Source organism: Ligilactobacillus murinus (genome assembly GCF_003288115.1).
GTDB lineage: Bacteria > Bacillota > Bacilli > Lactobacillales > Lactobacillaceae > Ligilactobacillus > Ligilactobacillus murinus.
Map to the genome: position 1 here is coordinate 1,177,501 of NZ_CP023565.1, position 23,334 is coordinate 1,200,834.

At 39.2% G+C, this 23,334-nt stretch carries 29 protein-coding genes (1 of these 29 only partly in view); 6 read left to right on the forward strand and 23 right to left on the reverse strand.

Translation table 11 applies throughout. From position 1 onward, the window contains the following. On the reverse strand, nt 1-208 hold the 5' portion of the coding sequence (locus CPS94_RS05935) for a CvfD/Ygs/GSP13 family RNA-binding post-transcriptional regulator (RefSeq protein ID WP_004051732.1). It extends 185 nt beyond the left edge of the window; only the first 208 of its 393 coding nucleotides appear in the window; it begins with the start codon at nt 206-208; its stop codon lies off the left edge, out of view. 12 nt (nt 209-220) lie between these two features. Beyond that, nucleotides 221-793: a peptidylprolyl isomerase gene (locus tag CPS94_RS05940; protein ID WP_004051731.1), complete on the reverse strand. Its 573-nt coding sequence runs from the start codon at nt 791-793 to the stop codon at nt 221-223. A gap of 142 nt (nt 794-935) precedes the next feature. Here CPS94_RS05940 and CPS94_RS05945 point away from each other — a divergent pair, with 142 nt between their 5' ends. Further along, entirely contained in the window at nt 936-1,943 is a 1,008-nt protein-coding gene (locus CPS94_RS05945) for an NAD(P)/FAD-dependent oxidoreductase (RefSeq protein WP_004051729.1), read from the forward strand. A gap of 147 nt (nt 1,944-2,090) precedes the next feature. Continuing rightward, entirely contained in the window at nt 2,091-2,732 is a 642-nt protein-coding gene (locus tag CPS94_RS05950; protein ID WP_004051727.1) for a VTT domain-containing protein, read from the forward strand. Between the two features lie 26 nt (nt 2,733-2,758). On the opposite strand, the gene CPS94_RS05955 is transcribed toward CPS94_RS05950, so the two are convergent. The 16 genes from CPS94_RS05955 to ccpA form a co-directional block, all read right to left on the reverse strand. After that, the gene (locus CPS94_RS05955) at nt 2,759-3,406 is read right to left on the reverse strand and encodes a TIGR01906 family membrane protein (protein ID WP_004051726.1); all 648 of its coding nucleotides are present in this window, start codon (nt 3,404-3,406) and stop codon (nt 2,759-2,761) included. Further along, on the reverse strand, nt 3,394-4,164 hold the full coding sequence (locus CPS94_RS05960) for a TIGR01457 family HAD-type hydrolase (protein ID WP_112194534.1): 771 nt from the start codon (nt 4,162-4,164) through the stop codon (nt 3,394-3,396). Before CPS94_RS05960 ends, CPS94_RS05955 begins: the two co-directional genes overlap by 13 nt. A 16-nt stretch (nt 4,165-4,180) precedes the next feature. Continuing rightward, the gene (locus CPS94_RS05965; protein ID WP_004051724.1) at nt 4,181-4,762 is read right to left on the reverse strand and encodes a YutD family protein; all 582 of its coding nucleotides are present in this window, start codon (nt 4,760-4,762) and stop codon (nt 4,181-4,183) included. Nucleotides 4,763-5,111: 349 nt separating this feature from the next. Further along, on the reverse strand, nt 5,112-6,485 hold the full coding sequence (locus CPS94_RS05970; RefSeq protein ID WP_112194532.1) for an amino acid permease: 1,374 nt from the start codon (nt 6,483-6,485) through the stop codon (nt 5,112-5,114). A 154-nt stretch (nt 6,486-6,639) separates the two neighbouring features. Beyond that, entirely contained in the window at nt 6,640-7,650 is a 1,011-nt protein-coding gene (locus CPS94_RS05975) for a class I SAM-dependent methyltransferase (protein WP_112194530.1), read from the reverse strand. Nucleotides 7,651-7,724: 74 nt separating this feature from the next. Next, nucleotides 7,725-8,006: a hypothetical protein gene (locus CPS94_RS05980; protein ID WP_004051721.1), complete on the reverse strand. Its 282-nt coding sequence runs from the start codon at nt 8,004-8,006 to the stop codon at nt 7,725-7,727. After that, nucleotides 8,003-8,503, reverse strand: coding sequence for a ComGF family competence protein (locus CPS94_RS05985; protein WP_112194528.1), 501 nt, complete (start codon nt 8,501-8,503; stop codon nt 8,003-8,005). Before CPS94_RS05985 ends, CPS94_RS05980 begins: the two co-directional genes overlap by 4 nt. Continuing rightward, nucleotides 8,442-8,696 (reverse strand): hypothetical protein, encoded by a 255-nt coding sequence (locus CPS94_RS05990; RefSeq protein ID WP_004051719.1) that lies wholly within the window; start codon nt 8,694-8,696, stop codon nt 8,442-8,444. The genes CPS94_RS05985 and CPS94_RS05990 overlap by 62 nt, the downstream gene beginning before the upstream one ends. 4 nt (nt 8,697-8,700) lie before the next feature. Next, on the reverse strand, nt 8,701-9,135 hold the full coding sequence (locus CPS94_RS05995; RefSeq protein WP_004051709.1) for a hypothetical protein: 435 nt from the start codon (nt 9,133-9,135) through the stop codon (nt 8,701-8,703). 2 nt (nt 9,136-9,137) lie between these two features. Further along, entirely contained in the window at nt 9,138-9,440 is a 303-nt protein-coding gene (locus tag CPS94_RS06000) for a competence protein ComGC (protein ID WP_112286409.1), read from the reverse strand. Continuing rightward, the gene (comGB, locus tag CPS94_RS06005; RefSeq protein ID WP_004051697.1) at nt 9,437-10,486 is read right to left on the reverse strand and encodes a competence type IV pilus assembly protein ComGB; all 1,050 of its coding nucleotides are present in this window, start codon (nt 10,484-10,486) and stop codon (nt 9,437-9,439) included. Before comGB ends, CPS94_RS06000 begins: the two co-directional genes overlap by 4 nt. Further along, entirely contained in the window at nt 10,431-11,405 is a 975-nt protein-coding gene (gene comGA, locus CPS94_RS06010; protein ID WP_004051696.1) for a competence type IV pilus ATPase ComGA, read from the reverse strand. Before comGA ends, comGB begins: the two co-directional genes overlap by 56 nt. 108 nt (nt 11,406-11,513) lie before the next feature. After that, on the reverse strand, nt 11,514-12,440 hold the full coding sequence (rbsK, locus tag CPS94_RS06015) for a ribokinase (RefSeq protein WP_004051695.1): 927 nt from the start codon (nt 12,438-12,440) through the stop codon (nt 11,514-11,516). Nucleotides 12,441-12,606: 166 nt separating this feature from the next. Beyond that, nucleotides 12,607-13,338, reverse strand: coding sequence for a YebC/PmpR family DNA-binding transcriptional regulator (locus CPS94_RS06020; RefSeq protein WP_004051694.1), 732 nt, complete (start codon nt 13,336-13,338; stop codon nt 12,607-12,609). An 82-nt stretch (nt 13,339-13,420) separates the two neighbouring features. Continuing rightward, nucleotides 13,421-13,933, reverse strand: coding sequence for a VanZ family protein (locus CPS94_RS06025; protein ID WP_004051693.1), 513 nt, complete (start codon nt 13,931-13,933; stop codon nt 13,421-13,423). A 54-nt stretch (nt 13,934-13,987) separates the two neighbouring features. Further along, a complete protein-coding gene (gene ccpA, locus CPS94_RS06030) occupies nt 13,988-14,995 on the reverse strand; it encodes a catabolite control protein A (protein WP_004051692.1) in 1,008 nt (335 codons plus the stop codon). Between the two features lie 209 nt (nt 14,996-15,204). Between ccpA and CPS94_RS06035 the strand changes: the two genes are divergently transcribed. After that, nucleotides 15,205-16,305, forward strand: coding sequence for a M24 family metallopeptidase (locus CPS94_RS06035; protein WP_004051691.1), 1,101 nt, complete (start codon nt 15,205-15,207; stop codon nt 16,303-16,305). 51 nt (nt 16,306-16,356) lie between these two features. Here CPS94_RS06035 and CPS94_RS06040 read toward each other — a convergent pair whose 3' ends face one another. Both CPS94_RS06040 and CPS94_RS06045 read right to left on the reverse strand, forming a co-directional pair. Further along, nucleotides 16,357-16,830 (reverse strand): hypothetical protein, encoded by a 474-nt coding sequence (locus CPS94_RS06040; protein WP_004051681.1) that lies wholly within the window; start codon nt 16,828-16,830, stop codon nt 16,357-16,359. A gap of 20 nt (nt 16,831-16,850) precedes the next feature. Further along, nucleotides 16,851-17,267, reverse strand: a complete 417-nt coding sequence (locus CPS94_RS06045) for a DUF948 domain-containing protein (protein ID WP_112286410.1) — start codon at nt 17,265-17,267, stop codon at nt 16,851-16,853. Between the two features lie 167 nt (nt 17,268-17,434). Here CPS94_RS06045 and CPS94_RS06050 point away from each other — a divergent pair, with 167 nt between their 5' ends. Then, on the forward strand, nt 17,435-18,346 hold the full coding sequence (locus tag CPS94_RS06050) for a mechanosensitive ion channel family protein (protein ID WP_004051677.1): 912 nt from the start codon (nt 17,435-17,437) through the stop codon (nt 18,344-18,346). A gap of 44 nt (nt 18,347-18,390) precedes the next feature. Here the strand turns inward: CPS94_RS06050 and cbpB are convergent, their stop codons facing one another. Beyond that, nucleotides 18,391-18,855, reverse strand: coding sequence for a cyclic-di-AMP-binding protein CbpB (gene cbpB / locus CPS94_RS06055; protein ID WP_004051673.1), 465 nt, complete (start codon nt 18,853-18,855; stop codon nt 18,391-18,393). 221 nt (nt 18,856-19,076) lie between these two features. Here cbpB and CPS94_RS06060 point away from each other — a divergent pair, with 221 nt between their 5' ends. After that, on the forward strand, nt 19,077-19,814 hold the full coding sequence (locus CPS94_RS06060) for an MIP/aquaporin family protein (protein ID WP_004051672.1): 738 nt from the start codon (nt 19,077-19,079) through the stop codon (nt 19,812-19,814). A gap of 71 nt (nt 19,815-19,885) precedes the next feature. Then, nucleotides 19,886-20,590, forward strand: a complete 705-nt coding sequence (locus CPS94_RS06065) for a CPBP family intramembrane glutamic endopeptidase (protein WP_112286411.1) — start codon at nt 19,886-19,888, stop codon at nt 20,588-20,590. Between the two features lie 45 nt (nt 20,591-20,635). Here CPS94_RS06065 and CPS94_RS06070 read toward each other — a convergent pair whose 3' ends face one another. Both CPS94_RS06070 and CPS94_RS06075 read right to left on the reverse strand, forming a co-directional pair. Continuing rightward, nucleotides 20,636-21,988, reverse strand: coding sequence for a glucose-6-phosphate isomerase (locus tag CPS94_RS06070; protein ID WP_112286412.1), 1,353 nt, complete (start codon nt 21,986-21,988; stop codon nt 20,636-20,638). Between the two features lie 206 nt (nt 21,989-22,194). Next, a complete protein-coding gene (locus CPS94_RS06075) occupies nt 22,195-23,055 on the reverse strand; it encodes a GRP family sugar transporter (protein WP_112194525.1) in 861 nt (286 codons plus the stop codon). Between the last annotated feature and the right edge of the window lie 279 nt (nt 23,056-23,334).

The window sequence follows — 23,334 nt, forward strand, 5'->3', positions numbered from 1 at the left end:
GAGTATACTCATCGATATCAATGATCATCACTCGCACTCTTTGCCCGACTTTTAAATAGTTTTGGATATCATCTACAAAACCGTGATGGCACTCAGAAATATGGATCAAACCCTGTGTCTCCTCATCAAGCGCCACAAAAGCGCCATAAGGTTGGATCCCAGTCACATATCCTTCCAGTACCATTCCGATACGATAAGCTATTTCCATGATCAACTACCTCTATAGTATTTCGATATTTTCAATTACAATATCTTGTTTAGGTTTATCGCCCCAACTAGTCTTAGCTTTAGCAATTTTGTCAACTACTTCCATACCAGAAATGACCTGACCAAAAACAGTATGGCGCCCATCTAACCAAGGTGTACCTCCTTGGCGATATGCTTGAACTATCTCCTTAGGATAAGTCGTCAATTGTTTGATAATACGCTTAGGCATATTTTTATTCTGAACGATAAAGAATTGGCTTCCATTCGTATTAGGACCAGCATTTGCCATTGAAACAGCGCCCCGTAAATTGTAAAGTTCATCAGAAAATTCATCTTCAAAAGCTTTACCCCAGATACTTTCACCGCCCATTCCAGTTCCAGTAGGATCACCCGTCTGGATCATAAAATCTGAGATCACTCGGTGAAAGATAACACCATCATAATAACCGTTTTTGGCTAAAGTCACAAAATTTTCAACCGCTTTAGGGGCCTGCTCAGGGAAAAGTGCCAAAGTCATCTCACCTAAATTTGTTTTGATGACCGCACTTGAGGTCAATTTATCAGTGTCTAATTGTAAAAATTCCATCTATTTCTTCCTTATCTCTATAAATATATCTTTCACTTAGATATGATACTTTAACTCACAAGTTATTGCCAATTTTATTTTACACCTTTAATATGATATTGTAACTTTAACTGACAAGAATTATGAAAGGAGCAACCACTTTATGGTAGCTAAAGAATTTTATGATATTACGATCATCGGCGGGGGACCAGTTGGAATGTTTGCTGCGACCTATGCTCGAATGCGTTTAGCCAAAACTCAGATCATCGAAATTTTAGGACAGTTAGGGGGCCAAGTCAGTGCCCTATTTCCGGCTAAAAAGATCTATGACATCCCTGCTTTTCCGGAGATCACCGGAACAGAATTGATCGCTCATTTAAAACAACAGGTCGAAAAATTCGAGCCTGATATCTTTTTAAATGAACGTGTGGAAAGTTTCACCCAAATCACTGGTGGCTTTGAGATCAAAACATCTAAACGAACAACTTATTCAAAAACGATCATTATCGCTACTGGTGCCGGAGCTTTTGAACCACGTAAACTAAAAGTAGCAGCCGCTGATCGATTCGAAGACAAACAACTTCACTATTTTGTCAAAGATCTCAAGGCCTTCAGTAATAAAGAAGTAGCGATCGCTGGCGGTGGTGATTCAGCTGTTGATTGGGCTTTAGAACTAGCATCGATCGCTAAAGCAGTTCACTTGATCCACCGCCGCGATAAATTTAGAGCTTTAGAATCTAGTGTTTTGGCGCTTAAAGAAACAAAAACGATCCTACACACACCCTATTTGATCACTGATCTTTCTTCTGCCCAAGATAAACTCTGTATCAGCTTAGAAAAACCCCGTAGTGCCGAGAAAAAAGAATTGACAGTCGATCACCTTTTGGTCAATTACGGATTTGCCTCAAGTTCAAAGTTACTTGAAAGTTGGGCACTTGAACTTGACCATCACAATATTGCTGTTAATGCTAAAAATGAGACCTCGATCCCTGGCGTCTACGCGATCGGGGATATTGCAGCCCAAGCAGATAAACTAAATTTGATGGCAACAGGTTTTGGCGAAGCTCCAAGTGTCATCAACAGTGCACTACTACGGATCTATCCGGAAAAACGCCAGCCAGCTCATAGTACGCAATTAATTAAAAAATTTGAAGCTGCTCAAGATAATTAAGTACATTAAGCTAAAAGTGTAGTATATTTATAGATAAGAGAGCAAACTTTATTGTCGGCACTCTCATATAGTTGTCAAAAATCAACAACTACAATTACGAAAGGAATATGTTCATGTTTTTATAGCTGACGATGAACACCTATAGCAATGTCACAACTAATTGATTTTATCTTACACATTGATGTCCACTTAGTTACGATCGTTAATCTCTTCGGTGATTGGACATACCTGATCTTATTTTCGATCATCTTTATCGAGACAGGCGCCGTTATTATGCCATTTTTACCCGGAGATTCACTTTTATTTGCAGCCAGTGCGATGTCAGCCAATCCTAAATACAGCCTAGATATTTGGATCTTTGTAGCCATCTTCTGGTTTGCTGCTGTTTTGGGCGACTCACTTAACTTCTTTATCGGTCATTATCTGGGAAAAAAATTGACCAAGACTAAATTTTTCAGTCGGATCATCAAAGAGTCAGATCTAAAACGAACTGAAGAATTCTTCGACAAACACGGTGGGGTCGCTATCTCATTAGCCCGTTTCATGCCGATCATCCGTACATTGGCACCTTTTGTTTACGGGGGGAGTGGTGGTAATTTCAAAACCTTTATCCGCTACTGCTTGATCGGTGCAACGGCTTGGGTAACAATTTGCTGTGGTGCAGGTTATTTCTTTGGTAATTTCCCGATCGTCAAAGAACACTTCTCCTTGATCATTATTGGGATCATCGCTGTTTCTTTGATCCCAGCTATCATAGGAGCTATCAAATCAAAAACTTCGAAAAAATAATATCAATACAAAAAAACGTGGTCAATTCAAGCGACCACGTTTTTTAATTGCCATTTTCCAACAATATAAATGCTAAGTAAGCTCAAAGTAAATGTTCCTACAAATATGCCAAAACACGCTAAAAAATACTCACTTGGCAAAGTATTGATGATCGGATCTAAATTCGGATCAAATATCCAATCATCATTTCTAAATAATACCTCATGAAAGACGATAAAAAAATCTTCAAAATCGACCACTATAAAACAAATAAAACCTGCTAAGATCAAACTTAGACCATATATCTTTCCTTGTAAGACCCAAAGCCGTTTTTTTAGTGTCAGATCATACAAATAATGTAGCGCTGGCCAAGCAGTCAGGACTAAAACACTGTAATTCAAGAAAAATAGCCGTTTGACATCTTCAAAATGCCGCATCCCATTATAGGATATCGGCAAAGATAAATTAAGCTCTGTGACCCACGGATAATTAAGATACGCTAGCAACGACAAATAATTTCCCCGTAACCCTTGTTCAGTCAGCCCTACTTCTTGATATAGTTTATAGTGGTGCATAAACCACCAGTAGAGTGGATGGAAATTGATCGTTAACGTTATGCAAAATGTCACTAAAAACAGCAACAACAAGACTTGGACCCCAGCCTCTTTTACATATCGAACATTTAGACTTCCCATTGGTCTAACGAATCGAGCTCAACTGTTGGTTTGATAGCTTTCTTAGCCACTTGTTCCTTCGTTGAAACTCCTGTATAAACTAAGATCGTATCGATCCCAAAATTGATCCCAGCTTGAATATCAGTCATATAGTTATCACCGACCATTGCTACTTGATCTTTAGCTAGGCCTAAGCGCTTCAAAGCTTTTTCCATGATGATCGTCTCTGGCTTACCCACATATTGCGCTTTTTGTTGCGTTGCACATTCAACTAAAGCGATCACTGAACCTGCTCCGGGAACTAACCCGCGCTCGTTAGGTAGATTCGTATCTGCATTGGTCCCAATAAAAGTAGCCCCACGTTTGATCGCTAATGTTGCTAATTCAAATTTGTGATACGTTACATCATAATCTAGACCTACAACGACATGATCAGGTGTTGTCTCTTCAAATTTAAAACCTTGGTCTAAAATAGCTTGTTTTAAGCCTAATTCACCGATCACATAAGCCGTTCTTTTTTCATTATCTAAATCAGCAATATAATCCGCTGTCGCTAAAGCTGAAGTAAAAACATTATCGACTGTAACGTGAATATCAAAGTTCTTTGCTAAATTAGCCACAACTTTTTCTGGTGCTTGTGTACTATTATTAGTTACAAAGAGAAATGGAATATTTTTAGCCTGCAAATTTTCGATAAAACGTTTCGCAGCTGGGATCTTTTCCTTACCACGATAGATCGTGCCATCAAGATCGATCATATAGCCTGCATATTTTTTCATTTTGGTAAACTACCCCTTATTTATTTTTTTGGCGGATCGTAAAGCGTCGTTTGCGTTTTTTGACCTGGTCTGTCGTATATTTTTTCGACCGAGGTTGCTTTTTATTTATATCATATACACGTTGTGCTGTATATGCCTTTTGCGACTTTTCTTTTCTATTTTGGGTCCGACGCTTATGACCAGTTTTTTTATTTTTACCACCATTATGCGATGGTGTCGGAGGCTGAACATCTAAATTGCGCAAGACAAAATAAGCACAGCCAAAATTACAATATTCGTAAAGATAATCTTGCAAACGTTCAATACTTTGCGTTGGTGTTCCTTTATTACTACCTGCAGCATAAAAGCCCCGCAACCGCAATTGCTCATAACCCCAATCACCGACAATGTAATCATACTTGGTCAAAATATTGCTAAAACGTTCCTCTAGTTTTTTGACCTCAAACCCATTACGATAATTCTTCTCTAAAATATATGGTCGCCCATCGATCAGCATTTGGGTAGGGCTTTGCAAAACGACTTCACTTGCAAAAGCTTTGATCGTCTCAGCTTTCTTGGCCAACTGCGCTTCTCTGCGTTCCTTTTTCTCACTATTCAAAAAAATTCCTGCTATATAAAATGTAGTCAAGCACGTTGCTTGCGAAAGAAATATAGCCTCTCCTTTCTTAAATTTTTCAGTCTCATTCACATCACATTTATCTTTCGTGTGAATCACATATACTATCAATTACAATAATGGTTGACATATCTCTAATATAGTATAGCTGAAAATCCCATAAAAGGTAACTGCTTAGATCAAAGCAAAATAATGACGTTCTATTAGCCGCTACTGTCAAATATGTACCTAGCTATGTTTAATAATGCAACGAGGGTCTTATTATGATGTGTGTGTTACATCATAATAAGACCCTCGTTATTCATACGGTACTGTCAAATACTTTACTTAGTTAATTTTCAGATAGATGTTTTTTTCGCAATTTATTTAACATAAAGAGCACTACAAACCAAACTAACGAAGCTAGTAGTGCGATCAAAGTTGCTTGTTCAAAGCACATGATCACACAGACAAAAGCTAAAAAGATCAAGACCGCATAGTCTGAAGCTGGATAAAGCGGCATCTTGAAATTAGATTCATTTTTTTGTCCCTTAGCTTTCAGCTCTTTACGATATTTCAAGTGAGCGACCACGATCGCACCCCAGATAAAGAGAAAACACGTTGTTGCTACACTTGAGATAAAAGTAAATAGGGATGTGTTTGGGATCACCAAGTTAGCTACGACCGTTAAAGCAATAACTGCTGTCGAAAAGCGGATCGCATTAGCAGGAACTTGATGCCGTGAAAGTTTACTCATCTTTTTAGCAAAGCGACCTTTTTCTTTATATGTCAAAGAAAAGACCATTCGCCCAGTATTAAAGATCGAACTATTACATGCCGAAGCAGCTGCTGTCAACACAACAAAATTAATAATTCCAGCTGCAGCAGGAATACCAATATTTTCAAAGACTTGAACAAATGGACTTTGATCTGGGGTGATAGATCTCCAAGGATAGATACACATCAAGGCAAGTAATGATCCCACATAAAAAATAATTATCCGAAGTGGGATCTCATTGATCGCCTTAGGGATCACGGTTTTAGGATCTTGAGTCTCAGAAGCTGTGACACCGATCATTTCGATCCCGATAAAGCCAAATGTTACCATTTGAAATGACATTAAAAAGCCACCTAAACCTTTAGGGAAAAGGCCACCATAATCAACTAAGTTCATCACAGAAGCATGTCCACTAGGTGTTTCATAACCGATCACGACTAAAACGATCCCGATCACGATCAACGCAACGATCGCGATGACTTTGATCAAAGCAAACCAAAATTCAGTCTCACCAAACAAAGCAACTGTGATCAAATTCAAGGCTAACAAGATCGCTAAAATGATGAAACCAGGGATCCACTCAGGAATATGTGGGAACCAATAGTGGATATACATCCCACTTGCTGTCACATCAGCCATCGCGATCGTGATCCAACAGATCCAGTACGTCCAACCGGTGATAAACCCAATATCTTTACCTAAATAACGCTCAATAAAATCAATAAACGAATGGCTCTTTAAGTCTGAAAGTAGCAATTCCCCCATCGCACGCATCAAAAAGAAACAGATCGCGCCTGTTATAAGATATGCTAAGACGATCGAAGGTCCTGCTAACTGGATCGATTTTCCTGAACCTAAAAATAGCCCGGTCCCGATCGTTCCACCTAATGCGATCAATTGGACATGCCGGCTCTTTAAGCCACGGGCATATTGCTCTTCATTTTCCATCAAAAAACTCCTTTAATATTTCATATAATTAAGTTTAGCTTAATCTTTTAGTTAAGTAAAATTCAACTATTTCATTTTTAGATGAATAAAATTCAATTATATACATAAATAAAGAGCTACTATCCTATTTTTTGGTAAAGTAGCTCTTTATTTTTTAGGCAAAGTTTTGGGCTTGCCAGTTATCGATCTCTTGCATAAACTTGACAAACTCCAATTGATTTTTCATCAGTGGAAATTCTCCCAATAAGATAGGTTCAGCCTGCTTAGCATGTGGTCCCTTCTTTTGTAGGAGCAAGATCGATTTTTGCGAATTCTCATTGATAAATAGTGGCTGTGGTAAATTGAGTAGGCCTTGCAAATAGCCCTTTGCTTGGATCACTTGCAGTAATTGTTTGGCCTCAGGGGCTTCAAACATCCCACGTGGAACAACAAAGACACCCCAACCACCAGCTACTAATTGTTCAAGCGCTTGTTCGATCAGTAGATAATGCACGTAAGAATGGCCCTTGGCAAATGAGGTCTGATACTCTCTTACCCGACTATCAAGAGGATAATAGCCGATCGGCAGATCAGCTACAACAATATCAGCTGGTGGTACTTGTAACTCAGCCAATGCGTCTTGATGGACCAATTGCGTTTTACTTTGCATCAATTCAGCCGAGATATTGGCTAAAGCTAACATCGTATCATCGTTATCGACCCCATAGACATCAAGCTCTTTCCACCCACTTTTCTTTAAGGTGCTCAAGATCGCCGATAACAAATTCCCTGTCCCAACCGTCAGATCTAATAGTTTTAGGCCAGCTGTATATTTTCCAACTTTTTCGATCAGATATGCCAATAAAAATCCGATCGTATCTGGTGTCATTTGGTGATTTGCTTGAACTTTTTCGCGCTTATAAGCTTGTAAAAGGCACAATTGCAATACTGAGCGCCGTTCTTCTTTAGATAAAGAAGCTAGGTCGATCTTTTGATAAAGATCTTTTAATTTAGCGACTGTTGCTTCATCTGGTGTCCCATCTTCAACATGAACTCGACCATTATCCAACAAATTTTCAAACGTTTCGATCAAAGCATCTAACGCTGAGCATTCTACATTTTCTTGCAAGAGCTCGATCGCTTCATTCAATAATTGAAATTTTTCTTCTACTTTTGCTAATGCCATTTTTCACACCCTAATCAACTTTTTTACTAACGTCTTATTATCGCACATCTTACTAGAAATTCAAGTCGTGGTATCTAGTTGATCTGATCAAGGGTATATTTTTGGCCATTTGGAAGAAACACTTTGACTTGATCTTTTAACATTTCCACTTGTCCTTGAGCTGAACTTGCTTTTTGTCCAGGCTTTAAGTCAAGTTTTTGGGCTAATACAGCTAAGGTACGAGCACGATAATACATGCTTTGTCGTTGATATGTCGCCTGCTGAAGCTGATGTCCTAACAATTGCGCGTAAAAAACAGCTGTCACCAAAACTAACATTAATAGCGCCGAACTCAGTAGAGTTCCTTTCAATTTCATAGTCCACTTTCTTTCTGTAGCGGTAAACTCACGGTCGTCTGATAAGTCCTGAGATCGATCTGGGCGGTTATTTTTATCGTTTCACCTTGTCTAACTGCACTAAAACTAGATACTCGATATAATAACGGCATATAACCACCAGATGCGGTCTCCATGATCACTTTGTCACGTTGGCTTTCATAATGAACGATATAATCTTTTTTAGCTTTGCGACTATATAAATAGATATTTTCCCCATTTTCACCTGACTTTTTTACTAAGGCGAAATGTTGGCGCTCATTTTGTAGTAAACTAACAAAACGTTCCCATTCAAACTGATCAGTCTCCTGTTTAGCTACCACTTGTTTTTGCATATTCGAGCCGATCCCTGCTAATAGCGCTAGCCCCAAAGCTGTCACCATTAGGGCAACTGTGGCTTCGATCAAAGTAAAGCCCTTAATCTTTGCGCAATTCAATTGTAATTTTATGCCCAGCCCGATCTGTGATCTGAACTTCAATTTTTCCCCCTTTAGCTTTAGTTGTTTGTAACTGACTCTGCACTAGTAACTTTTGAGCTACTTGAACTTGTTGATAAGCTTGTGTTGTCGCTTGATGCAACCGTAGATCTGTCAAGTACAATAACGTACTAATAATTAATAACACACTCATCCCGCTCAGTGCATCAGCCAACAAAAAAGCCTGTACATGCACACTATCACCTACCTTTTACCATATTTTCTTCAACACGATATTGTGTGCCATATCCTAATTGAAAATGCACGCGATACTCTTTACCTAAAGTTGAAGTAAATGTTTCTGTCGTAGGAGTAAGTGATCCTAGACCACTCACTGATAACTCTTGATATTCAGTCGTTGGTGTCAACGATTTTGGATATACCAGAATTTTTAGGGTCTTTTGTCCGACACTAAACTTGACCTGTTTTGGCTCAAACTGGATCCACGTATATTGCTTTTGTTGCTCCCCTTGATAGATCGTTGCAAACCAGGTTTGACGCAATTCATTAAAGAACAACTTTTCTTGTAAACTAGCTAAGGTATGTGTTCCTAGACCGATCCCCAATAAAAATATGCAAGTTGCAATAAAAAGGGTCACAGTCACTTCAACAAGCGTAAAACCTCGAACTTTCATGGTCATTGCTCATTCTTTTCAACTTTAAGATGATGCTTTTCAATGGCAGCTACTTGTTTAGCTGTCAAATATCCAGCTTTTTCAAGATCCGTTGGAGCAACATTTTCCATCTCAGTTCCTTTTTCATCGGCATATAGTTGAGCTTGAGTATCTAACTCAGCTTGCAAAGCTTGAGTATTGACCTTTTCAGCATTGGAACGTTGTTTAGCAACGTTAGGCATGATGATCAAGATCAACAAACTGATGATAAAGATAACAATTGCCATTCCCACTAATGTAAACGCTTTCATCTTAGTTTTTTTCATTTATACAGTCCTCCTAAACTTGAATATAGCGGTAATAATAGCGCTAAGTATGTGCAAATGATCACTATTGCGATCACCATAAACAGTAACGGTTGGACCCAAGCTAACAAATGATCCGATTTTTCTAATAATTTTTGATAAGCTAGTTTGGAATAGGCCAACAGATCTTTACCGATCTCTTCTTTTGAGCGACCTTTTTGAAAAAAAAGTGCTAGTTCAGGCGGAATAAATGGATAATGTTCCATGATCTGTGTCAACTTTTCTCCACGGGCTAACCGCTCAGAAAAGGCACGCCCCAAGTGATAAAGTAAACTTTTTTCTTCAAAGTGTTCTAGTAATCCACAAATTTGTTGAAATTCTAATCCACTTTCGATCAATAGACCCAAATTAAATGTCAAATAATAACAATTATATTGACGATATAAGCTCCCGACGATCGGTAAGCTACTATACCAACTGTGCCGTCCAAAGATCGATTGCTTTTTCCACCAGTAAAAAAAGTGGATCACTCCTAAAATGAATAAGCTCAATAGGACTAGGCCACCAAATTTAACAAAGATCAGGTAGGAAAATGGATCTTTACCAGTTGTTGAGACTGAAAATTGTGCGATCTCAGGTGCCAACCAGATCTTCAAGGCGATCATCAAAAATAATAATAAGCCTAAAATGATCGCTGGATATAACAATAATGACTGTAACTTTTCACGTTGCTGCACACGTTTTTTTAGATACTTTCCTAACTGAAAAACACTTTGATCTACACTGCCATGTTTTTCAGCGATCACAAGTTGACAGTAAATATTAGTTGTCACCTTAGATCTTAATGCCTGACTGAAACTTTGACCTGTTTCTAGCTCGGCGATCACCGTCGCTAATCCATTTTTAGGCAAAAATACCTTTAAACTCTGCAAGGCTTGTTTGAGTGAAAAGCCTGCCGTTAAAAGATCGGCTAATAGATCAAAAAAATTTGCTTGTTGCCGCAAAGTCCACTTAGCCATGCGCAAATTTTTTCGCTGTCGCAATGGTAATTTTCCCCTTGGTTGCATTTTGTTCAAGATAACGCCCCCAATCTGCTGACATCCCATTATTTTCTTGCTTCACGTTTTCACTAAAAAGCTCGGCTTGTTGGATGATATCAAACAAAACGGCTTGTCCTTTTGACTTTAGTGGCAACAAACGTTGATATGAGACCAATTGCAAAACACTTTTTAATTCTGAGCGTGTGATCCCTAGATCAGCTAAGCGTTCGATGACACCATAAGCACTAGTCGCATGTAACGTACTCAAAACTAAATGTCCACTTAAAGCCGCCGTCAGCACAGCACGGGCAGTTTTTTGATCACGGATCTCACCTACGATAAAGATATCTGGATGATGTCTTAAAGCAGCTTTGAGCAAGGTCGAATAATCCATTTGAGCTTTTGGATTCACTTGGACTTGCAAAAAACTATCCTCCCTGATCTCGATCGGGTCTTCAATACACATCACTTGCTGTTGTTTTTGAGCTTTAGCTAGTTGATACATCGCTGTAGTCTTACCCGAACCCATCGGACCAGCAAAAATAACTAACCCCCGTTTTTGACACACTTGTTCTAAAAGCGCCCATTGTTCTGGCACTAAATAATGATATTTGATGCTTTTTAGTGGGTATATCAAACGAATGACCATTGATTCGCGACCTAAAAAATCACCGACCGTCGAAAAACGCAAGTACAACGGCTGCTCTCCGATCTTTTGTTGCCACGCACCTAACTGTGGCCTCCGATGCTCACTTAACATCATATCCGCTTTAAACTTAAAAAAGGCTAATAGTTTTTGAGCTTGTTCAAAAGTCAATTCGCTTTGAACAAGATAATGATCACGGATAAAATACTTAACTTGATAACATGTTTTTGTCGGCAAAAGTAAAATATCTAAAGCCGATACAGCTACCGCATCCGTTAATAGTTTCGTTGCTAGTTCCATCCTTTATCCCTCCTTCACTTTATAAATACGCAAAGCAGGGAAAAATATTTTTTGAATTTTGGGATAAAAAAAGATGACTGCCTAAACAGTCATCAAATGTCGTTATTATTAAAAATTTGCTTCACCTAAAGCGTCATTGACTTCATTTAATTGTGGGATCGATGGGATCGCCCCAAATTTTTGTACAGCCAAAGCCGAAGCCATGCTAGCAAAAACGATCGCTTCTTCGATATTAGAGAGAGCTTTATCCAATTGTGAACTAAGCGCACCTAAGAATGTATCTCCTGCCGCTGTCGTATCTAAAGTAGCGACCTTAAAAGCCTTAATAAAGCCTTCAGCCGTTGTTGTTTTATAGTAAGCACCCTTACTTCCTAGAGTAATGATCGTATTTTTCACACCCATTTTGGCTAACTTAGCTGCAGCTTGATACCAAGATTCTTCTGCATCGATCTTGATTCCGGTCAACAATTCTGTTTCGGTCTCATTTAATACGATCAGATCAACATTTTTAAGCAATGCTTCTGGTACACGTTTGGCTGGAGCAGGGTTCAAGATCGTTACGACATCATTTTCCTTAGCATATTTAAAAGCCGTGATCGAAGCTTCGATCGGGGTTTCAAACTGAGTGATCAAGAAGTCTGCCGTCGTGATCTTTTCTTTGGCAGCTTCAATATCATCATCAGTGATCGCTTGGTTAGCCCCGCCCAAGACGAGAATACTATTTTCACCGTTTTCTTGTAATAAAATAAATGCTTGGCCAGTTTCTTCAGTTGCTAACGTTACACTAGTTGCATCGATCTTTGCATCTTCGAGGTAACCTTTCATCAAACGCCCCTGTTCGTCAGCTCCTACTTTACCGATAAAGGCGGTTTGGGCACCAGAACGAGCAGCTGCGATCGCTTGGTTAGCCCCCTTGCCTCCTCCTGCAATTTTTTTAGCTGACATCGTCATTGTTTCACCGGGCAACGGCAGACGCTTGACTTGCATGATATTATCGACGTTCAAGCTGCCTAAAACTGTTACTCTATTGACCATAGTTTCCTCCATAAGTTTTATTACTAGCATATCTTTTAACGTAATTTGAAAATTCAAATCTTTAAGTCACAGTCCATATTATAGCATAAATAGCATTAAAATACTTGGTATTCCTGGATTTTTATGTAAAATAAAAGGGTTGCATAAATTGCAACCCAAGGTTTAATTAGTCTTCATCTGGAAATTCAGCTGAAGTAAATACTTCAGACACATCATCTTCGTCTTCAAGGCGATCGATCAAGCGTTGTAATTGTTCGACCTTGTCTTCTGGAACTGGGACAGTATTTTGTGGTACCATCGTGATCTCGGCTGAATCTAAGTCATACTTAGCTTGTAAAGCATCACGTACATCTTCGAAGATCTTTGGTTCTGTATAGATCTCAAAAACTTCATCAGATGTTTGAAGATCTTCAGCACCTGCTTCGATCACATCTTCAAACATTTGATCTTCATCAACGTCTAGATCTTCACGTACGATCGCAATGTAACCTTTACGATCAAACATGAAACTAACAGAACCGGTTTCACCTAAGTTACCGCCGTTACGGTTGAAGTCAGTCCGCACAGCTGAAGCAGTCCGGTTACGGTTATCTGTCAAAGCATGAACTAAGATAGCCACTCCAGCTGGACCATAACCTTCATAAGTGATCTCTTCGTAGTTAGCACCATTTGCACCAGTAGCTTTATCAAGGGCACGTTTGATATTATCTTTTGGCATGTTAGCAGCACGTGCTTTTTCCATTACAAGGCGCAATTGTGGGTTGGCGTCTGGGTCAGGACCGCCACTCTTTGCAGCCATGTATAGATCTCGCGAGATTTTTTGGAAAATTTTTCCACGTTTTGCATCTTGAGCATTTTTACGCCCTTGGATGTTATGCCATTTTGAATGTCCTGACATTTCTAATACCTCTTTCCGAAAAGTAAAATTTAGCAATAAGCCGTGTATATTTTAACAAAAAATATTATTGGTTGCAAGATTCTCAACCATTTCGCCGTTTTTTCGATCTATATAGAAGTAACATTGCAAACATGACACCTAATAACGCACCACACGAATCTAAGATCACATCTTGGATCAGTGGTGTTCGATCACTAGTAAACATTTGATGGAGCTCATCAGTCCCTGCATAAAGCGTTGCTAACATCCAACTAGTAAACGCTACATGCCCTAACTTAGGCCAATAGTGTGCAAGCCCTAAAGAGGTAAGTCCGCCTAATAAAAAATACGTCCCAAAATGAGCCCCTTTGCGGATAAAAAATTCCACAAATTTATAATAGCCGATATTTGCAATACTGATCTCTTTGCCAGCATATCTGAACGAAATTTGGCTCAACCAGTTTTCTAATGGCTTTTGGGCTAGATGTTGCTCTAAAAATGGGACTGATGTTTGTTTAGTGTAGGGCATTGATGAACTGATAAACAAGACGAGTACAATGAACCCTGCGCCAAATAAACATAAATTTTGCCAATTAAATACTTTGTTTGTTTTCATTTTTCCCCTTATGACCAAAAACGAGCAAGGGCTTTGCCCTGCTCGTTAGGTGATCTATTTAGTTGAAGCGCGCTTGATGTAACCGTATGGTAGTTCGATCGTCTTTTCAGCTGAAGACATATCATCTTTATTCATCATCTTAGTCAAGAAGCGCATTGAAACTGCACCGATATCATACAATGGTTGGGTGATCGAAGAAAGCTGTGGGCGAACGATCTCAGTCAACTTAGAATTGTTGCTGGTAATGATCTCAAACTCAGCTGGTACTTTGACCCCTGCATCTTTAGCTCCATTCAAAACGCCACAAGCTAATTCGTCATCCCCGACAAAAGCTGCTGTTGCCTTAGCAGATGCCAAAGCAGGCCATAAAACTTCACCAGCACGATAGCTATAGTCTGTTTCAAATACAAGATCTGGATCATATTCGATACCATGCTTAGCTAAAACGTTTTTGTAACCTTTCAAACGGTATTCACCGTTGATCGGATCACTCATCGGCCCTGTGATGAAAGCCACTCGCTTGTTACCATGATTGATCAGATCAGCTACAGCTTCTTCAACTGCAGCCACATAGTCAACATGGACACTTTCAACTTCATTTTTAGCATCAACTGAACCAGCTAAGACGATCGGTGTCTTAGCGCGTGCAAATTGAGCACGTAACTCGTCTGTCAAATTATTGCCCATAAAGATGATCCCATCAACTTGTTTGGCTAATAAAGTATTTAAAACTTGTGCTTCCTTTTGAGGATTGCCATCGGAGTTAGCTAAAATAATGTTATATTTGTACATTGAAGCTACATCGTCGATCCCACGTGCTAAAGAAGAAAAATAGACATTTGTCACATCAGGGATGATGACCCCGACTGTGGTAGTCTTTTTACTTGCCAAGCCACGAGCGACCGCATTTGGACGATAATCCAAACGATCGATAACTTCAAGCACTTTTTTACGTGTTGCGGGCTTAACATTTGGGTTACCATTAACGACCCGTGAAACAGTAGCCATTGAGACAGCAGCTTCACGTGCAACATCGTAGATTGTAATTGTTTGTTTTTCCATGGTTTTATCCTCTCACTAATTTTATTTTCAAAATCGTTTTCATTGCGACCCTATTTAATTTATCAAAGTTTTTACCCGATTGCAAGCGTTTCAAGAATTTGTTAGCTTCTTTTCATGTATTTTCATTTTCAAAGTTATCTAACGCTCACTTACTACAAAAGTGTGTTATAATGTAGTCGCTTTGAAAACAATTAAAGGAAGTGCTTTTAATGTCACATCTTAATACTGTCCAAACATGGTTAGCTGACAATAACTTGGACATTGCTTATATCAGTGATTGGAAAAACATCCAATATTTTACCGGCTTTGGTAGCGATCCGTTTGAACGGACACTAGCACTCTTTATCTTTCCAGATAAAGATCCTTTCCTCTTTTCACCTGCACTTGAGGTCGAAGCGATCAAAAAAGCGGGCTGGAAATATCCTGTCTATGGCTACTTAGACCATGAAGATCCTTATGCTTTGATCAAAGAACATATCACAGAGTTAGCTTCACCTAAGCATTGGGCTTTGGAAAAGGATAACTTGACTGTGGTTCGTTTTGAAGCTCTCCGAAAATATTTCCCCCAAGCCGAATTCTCTGGGAATCTCTCCCCTGTGATCGAACGTGAAAAGCTTTTTAAAACACCAGCTGAGATCGAACTGTTAAAAACAGCGGGTAAATGGGCTGATGTTGCCTTTGAAGCCGGCTTTAAGGCACTTTCGACCAAGCGGACTGAACAAGACGTTGTGGCCGAGATCGAATACACGATGAAGAAAAACGGTATCATGCATATGAGTTTTGATACGATCGTTCAAAGTGGAGCCAATGCCGCCGACCCTCATGGGGCTCCAAAAGCTGATCTTATCAAGCCAAATGAACTTTGCTTGTTTGATCTAGGTGTTGATTATAAGGGCTATATGTCCGATGCTTCACGAACAGTTGCTTTTGGTAAAGTCAGCGATAAAGCAAAAGAGATCTACCAAGTCTGCTTAGAAGCACAATTAGCCGCTCAAGCTGCAGCTAAGCCTGGGATGCGGGCTTTTGAATTAGATAAGATCGCACGTGATATCATCACAAAAGCTGGTTATGGTGAATACTTCATCCACCGCCTAGGACATGGTATTGGTCAAAGTGATCATGAATTTCCATCTATCATGGAAGGAAATGAATTAGTCCTTGAACCTGGAATGTGCTTCTCGATCGAACCTGGGATCTATGTTCCAGGAGTGGCTGGGGTCCGGATCGAAGACTGTGTTTACTTAACTAAAGATGGTAATGAACCATTCACACATACGACTAAAGAACTTCAAATCATCCCTTTAAATTAGTGAATTAAAGTACAAAAATAGCGCTCCATCAACGGAGCGCTATTTTTTACTTCAATCGTTGTGTGGATAAAATGTTTCAGTTGGTTTTTCGTAAGGTTGATCTTTTTTATCCTTAGCTTCACCAAAAGCAGAACGACCATCGATCACGATATCGTCATTCCAATCTTTGGAAGCTTCATCTTCAGCTAGATCATCAAACTTATCCTTAGTGTTCTCCAACCGTTCTTTTAAGTCAGAAGTTGCTTGTTTCAATGAAGCCAAAGCATCTTGAACAGCTTGTTCATTCTTGAATTCATCAGCTCGGCTGACAACTTTTTCTTTTAAGTCATCAACACCATTTTCTTCCAAGAATTGTTGCAAGTATTGATTATATTTCAATGCTTTTTCACGTCCGTTCAAGACGGTCTCATCGACTTTCATCGCTAACTTATCTTTTTGGTCAGCGGTCAACTTCTTTGAAGCGACCAAAGCTGCACTTGCACCAGCTGCAAGCATTCCAAGACCAACTAACAATTTCTTACTCATAATACTCCACTCCTTAAAGTTTACTTACTTTGTTTTTGTTTGTGTCGTTGGTAAAAACCAAGTGCCATCTTACCGACGCGCAATGCAGCACTTGTTTTAGCCACACTTTCAGTTGACCGTACTACCTTATCAGCCATTGAACGACTTGCTACGTTCAAATCAGATACGCTTTCACTTAGTTCGGCTGCGGTTTTAAACAAGGGATCTAATTCACTTACTTTGTGATTGACGTCTCCCATCAAAACATTAGTCTTTACTAAAAGCTCATCCACATTGCCAGCAATACTGTTAGCATCCTTAGTCAAGATCTGAATGCTGTTATTCATCTCTTTAACAGTCGTCACTAAATGCTTTAGCACTGTACAAATGAAAACAACTAAGATCAAAAATGCTAACGCTGCAATTAACCCAGCAATCTGTCCAAACGTTATTGTCATTTTATACCCTCCATTAAGTCTTCATTGTCTTTAGAATATCATTCAATCACAAAAACTGCAATTATTACGCAAAAAATGTTGTTCAAAACCAAAAACTTCTTTCGCACTTTTCAAAAAAATTTGCTATCATTAGTACATAAATTCTGAACATAAAGGATGGATCTTACTTGTATCTATTAGCTACAACGGATAAGACGCTCTCATCCGACGTTTCAAAACAAGTAGTCAAACAAACGAGCGTCTTAGACAATTACATAAAAAATATCAATTGGGACAACATTATCACTAAGGTCATCATGGTGACTATCTCACTTATTTTGATCTCTTTACTCTTCTTGATCATTCATTCTGTTGGAAAAAAAATCATCACCCGCAGTTTTGCCACCGCCAAGAAAAAAGATGCTAATTACTCTATCGGGCGTTTGGGAACGATCTATACTTTGACCCAAAACATCTTTCATTACTGTGTTTTGTTCTTTTACTTTTACGCCATCCTTTCGATCTTAGGTATCCCTGTTAGTACCTTACTAGCTTCGGCCGGGATCGTCAGTGTTGCGCTTGGTTTAGGGGCTCAAGGTTTTGTTACCGATATTGTAACTGGTTTTTTCATCCTGCTTGAACAACAATTTTCGGTCGGTGATGTTGTCAAAATAAATACGATCACCGGCAAGATCCACGCTGTTGGTTTACGTACAACGCAAGTGATCAGTGACGATGGAACATTAAACTTTATCCCTAACCGTAGTATCACCGTCGTTAGCAACATGTCACGTAACAATATGCAAGCCGTGATCGATATCCGTTTAGACCCTAAAAAAGATGCTGGTGAAATGAAAAAGATCATCGCCCAAGTAAATCAAAAAATCGTACCTGATTTACCCGAGATCGTTACAGGCCCAACGATCTTAGGGGTGGTCCCCCTTACAAATGGCGAATTAGTTTTCCGGGTCACTGCCTATACTAAAAATGGTGCGCAAGCCACAGTCCAGCGCATTTTATTGGATAACTACTTACGTGCCTTAAAGGATGCAGGTTTCAATATCCCGACTTCACCATTAAATTTAGGCGCTACTGCATAAAATCAATGCCCAAACTGCTGATCTGTAGTTTGGGCATTTTTAGGTCATTTTTTTTCGACCGTATATTCTTTTTCTAAATCATGCGCCAAATAATTGACAGCTTTCATCACTTCACGGCGGGTCAAGATCCCGGTAAAGACTCCATTTTCATCGACAACTGCAAGGAAAGTCTGATCGACTAAAAGATGCAAGATCTCTTCCATATCATATGGAGGACAGATCGTTGGAACATCTGTCTGCATCACATCCTTGACCTGGATCCGTCCCAAACGTGTAGGATCGATCCCAGTCAAGCCTAACATCGTCTCCGTGATCATCGCCAATGACAGTAGTCCCTTAAAATGTTGATCTTGGTCTAATACAGGTATCTTGGCGTACTTGACCTTACTTAAAACTAAAAATGCATGTTCAAGACTATTGTTCTCTTGAACATTAGCTACGATCTCAGCTGGGATCAAAAATTTTTCTTTACGCTGATTTAGCAATTGTAAAACTGCTTTTGATATCATATAACTTTTACTATTAAAACTATCCTTTCATCCAAATATTAATACTACTTCTATAATTGTATGCGTTTTAGTGAAAAATACAACCCTTACCCCTGTGCAACTCACTAAAACCATATTTTTTCTAATAAAAAATATTTCTGAAAGCCTATTGACACCCGCCATTGCAATCATTATAGTTATATGAGTGTATTATTTCATTGTTATTTATTTAGGAGGAAAATATGGAGTTCGCATTAAACTCAAGATTGATGGCCGAATTTTTCGGAACAGCCCTCATGATCATGTTGGGTAACGGTTCGGTGGCCAACGTTGAATTGAAAGGAACTAAGGGTTACCACAGTGGTTGGATCGTTATCTCGATCGGTTACGGTTTTGCCGTAATGATCCCAGCTTTGATGTTTGGAAAGATCTCAGGTAACCATATCAACCCTGCATTTACTTTAGGATTAGCCATCGCAGGCGATTTCCCATGGCATGAAGTCTTACCTTACATAAGTATGCAATTCTTAGGCGCAATTGCTGGACAATTAGTCGTATTAGCTTGTTTCAAGCCACACTACGATATCACCGAAGATCCAGAAGCAGTTTTGGCGACCTTCTCAACGATCGATGCAACTGAAAGTCGCTTCAATGGTTTTGTCAACGAATTCTTTGGTACATTTACTTTAGTTTTCAGTGCTTTAGCGATCACACATTCGCCGATCTTTAACTTCGGTAACCAAGGGGCTGGCTTTATCGGTATCGGGCTCTTAGTTATGGTTATCGTAACTTCCTTTGGTGGTCCAACTGGTCCTGCTTTGAATCCAGCACGTGACTTAGGTCCACGGATCGTTCATGCCTTGTTCCCACTTAAGCACAAAGGCTCTTCCCAATGGCGTTATGCTTGGATCCCAGTTGTAGCACCATTTGTTGCCGGTGCTTGCGCGACCCTTTTATATAAAGCTATTTTTGGGTTATAATACCTATGTTAAGGCTTGACGTCATAACGTCAGCCTTTTTTTATTACACTTTTACAGAAGGGATCTCTACTATGAACTTAAAAACACTAGGAAGTTATACTTGGCGCATTATCAAATTCATTTTACTAGGTTTGTGCTTGATCTTACCCCAACAAGTTTTTGCCTTGCCTTATATTCTTCCCCAAAACTTTAGTCCGTTAGCGACAAACATTTTAATGTGGGGCTTACTTTTATTGGGATATGCACTAATGATCGTTATTTTTAGCTACCAATTCAAAAAAGGTCAGCCAACCTCTAATAAGATCTTCCAAAAACTATCTAACCAAGATATCAATGCTATCATCACAGGTTTTATCGTTTTGTTTATCATCAAGATCATCTATGTAATGCTCACGAGTCAAGCCGGACAAACCCAAAACGACCAGGCTTTACAACAAATGTTTAAACTCTCGACCAATGCCGCTCTCATGATGTTTCTGATGACAGCGATTTTTGCTCCGCTATGTGAAGAATTACTCTTTCGGGGAATCTTTATGCGTTACTTCTTCCCTAAAAATACTGTTTTAGCGATCTTTTTTAGCGGGCTAGTCTTTGGCGCACTTCATTTTCATCTAGGCGATATTTTTTGGACGCTCCTTTTATATTGTGCCTTGGGCTGGGTCTTAGCATATTATTATAAAAAGACAAATAAACTCTTGGTCAGCATCTTGATCCACTTTTTAAATAATATTTTGCCTGCCTTATTCATGCTCTTTTCGGTATTATTTACCAAATAAAAAAATCCGCAAACTGTTCGCAGTTTGCGGATTTTTTACTAATGCCTATTTATCTAAACGAGCACTCAATTCTTTAGTTAATTCTTCGTAACCTGGTCGGCCAAGCAAAGCAAACATGTTCTTCTTGTAAGCTTCAACACCTGGTTGGTTGAATGGGTTGATACCGTTCAAGTAACCTGAAATACCAACTGCGATCTCGAAGAAGTAGATCAAGTAACCTAAAGTATAGGCTGTTTGATCTGGGATGTTAACGATCATGTTAGGCACATCACCATCAGTATGAGCCAACACAACACCTTCCATTGCACGATCGTTGACATGGTTCATTGTCTTACCTTCAAGATAAGCCAAACCATCTAAGTTTTCTTCTTCCTTAGGAATTTCAGCATCATGTGTTGGTGTTCCAACATGGATAACTGTTTCCATCAAGTTACGACGACCTTCTTGGATGTATTGACCTAAGGAGTGCAAGTCAGTTGTAAAGTTGGCTGAAGATGGATAGATCCCTTTTTGATCTTTACCTTCAGATTCACCCATCAATTGCTTCCACCATTCAGCGAAGTATTGTAAGGTAGGTTCGTAGTTTTCCAAGATCTCAGTTGTGTAACCTTTGCGATACAAAATGTTACGCAAAGCAGCATATTGGTAAGCTTCGTTTTTAGCAAGATCTGCATCAGTATATTCACTCCGAGCATCAGCAGCACCTTGCATCAAGGCATCAACATCAGCACCTGAAACTGCGATCGGTAATAAACCAACTGGTGTCAAGACTGAGAAACGACCACCAACATCATCAGGGATCACGAATGTTTCGTAACCTTCTGCATCAGCTTCGGTCTTCAATGCGCCACGTGCGCGATCTGTTGTTGCATAGATCCGCTTCTTAGCGCCTTCTTCACCATATTTTTCGACCAATTTTTCCTTGAAGACACGGAAGGCGATCGATGGTTCAGTTGTTGTACCTGATTTTGAGATCACGTTGACAGAGAAATCTTTGTCTCCGATGAGTTCGACCAAGTCATGAACATATGAACCAGAGATCGAGTTACCTGCAAAGAAAATTTGTGGTGCATTACGTTTTTCTTGCGGTAACAAGTTGTAGAACGTGTTTTGCAAGAAATCGATCGCTGCACGTGCACCTAAGTAAGAACCACCGATCCCGATCACAACTAAAACTTCTGAATCGTTTTGGATCTTTTTAGCTGCTTCTTTGATACGGGCAAATTCTTCTTTATCGTAGTCAACTGGTAGATCTAACCAACCGCGAAAATCTGCGCCTGCACCAGTGCCTTGGCGAAGTTGTTCGTCAGCGGCATTGACCATTGCTTGCATTTCGTTTAATTCATTGTCGTGAACAAACTTTGTTAAGTTTGAACTGTCAAATTTGATGTGTGCCATGTTATAATTCGCGCTCCCTTTACAATTTTTATTACGACTTTAATTATACTATAAAATACAGAAATTTAAAGTCAAAACCAAATATAAATTAAGATTTACGCTTAAAAGTCCTTAATTTTACGATCAGGCGATCATCACAAATGTAAACGCCACCGTTCTTCATATATAAAAAGCCATGCCGCTCATGCACCATGGCTTATAAATCATTATTTTAAAAGACCTAACATTACACCACCGATGATGACCATCAATGAACCAACTGTAACATAGACCATTTCTTTTTTCGTTTTGTGTTCGCCTAAAAGTAAGATCGAGCCAAATGTCGAGATAACGATCCCGGTTTGTGAAAGTGAAAAACTTACGGCTAACCCGATCATCGCAGTTGCTTGGAACATGCATAAGTTACCTGTGCCCCAAACTAGACCTGTAATGATATTTTTGAAACTTTCCTTCTTGAATGCATCTTTACCTAAAGCAAACATTGAAGCTCCAGCGACCATCCCTAAAGCTTGAGGTAAGACCATAGCTTGAGCGTCAACTTTCAATAAATTGACAACGACGGTATAGCCTAAGTAACCAGCTGTGGATAAGACTAAGGCTGTCGTTCCTTTTTTCCAATCTTCATTTTGCTCGATACTATTAGCACTCTTATCACGTAAAGCTGTTAACACCGCACCTACAACTAAAATAACTAAAGCTAATGAACCTAATGATAATTGGCGCGTCGTTGTCCACTCATGGAATAAGAAGATCCCAGCTAAAGCGTTAGTCACCAATTGTGCCCCCGTTGAGATCGGCACTGTCTTGGAGATCCCGACTGCTTTCATTGCGTGAAACTGTTGATTTTGGCCTAAACTCCAGAACAAACCAGATAAAACACCAGCTACCCAAAGTTGCAAATTGTTATTTGCTAAAAAGTTTCCTGGAGCAACTATTGTCGTTACGATCGCAAAGATCAAAGCCCCCCAAGTCATCCCTAAAGTTTGTTGGTTAGCATTACCACCCAACTTACCACTGATCAATCCAATACTTCCCCAGGCTAAAGCGGGGATCAAGGCTATCCACATAATCAATTCCCTCGTTTCTCTTCAATTCTTTTCTCAATAATTCTCATGCAAGATAATATTTTAGCAGTTTTATGCAAACCATTACAAGAAGAATTTTAGGTTAATTCTTTCATTTTATTTTATATGAAAAATTTTTTCACGTACTTTTTTCACAAATCTCCCCCTCTATCGCCACTAGATTTTGCCACAGTAGTAATTTATTTTATGTGAATAAAATATATATTTTTTAAGAAATCCACAATAATTGAAAACAATTTTTCTATTTTCATAACTTCAAAC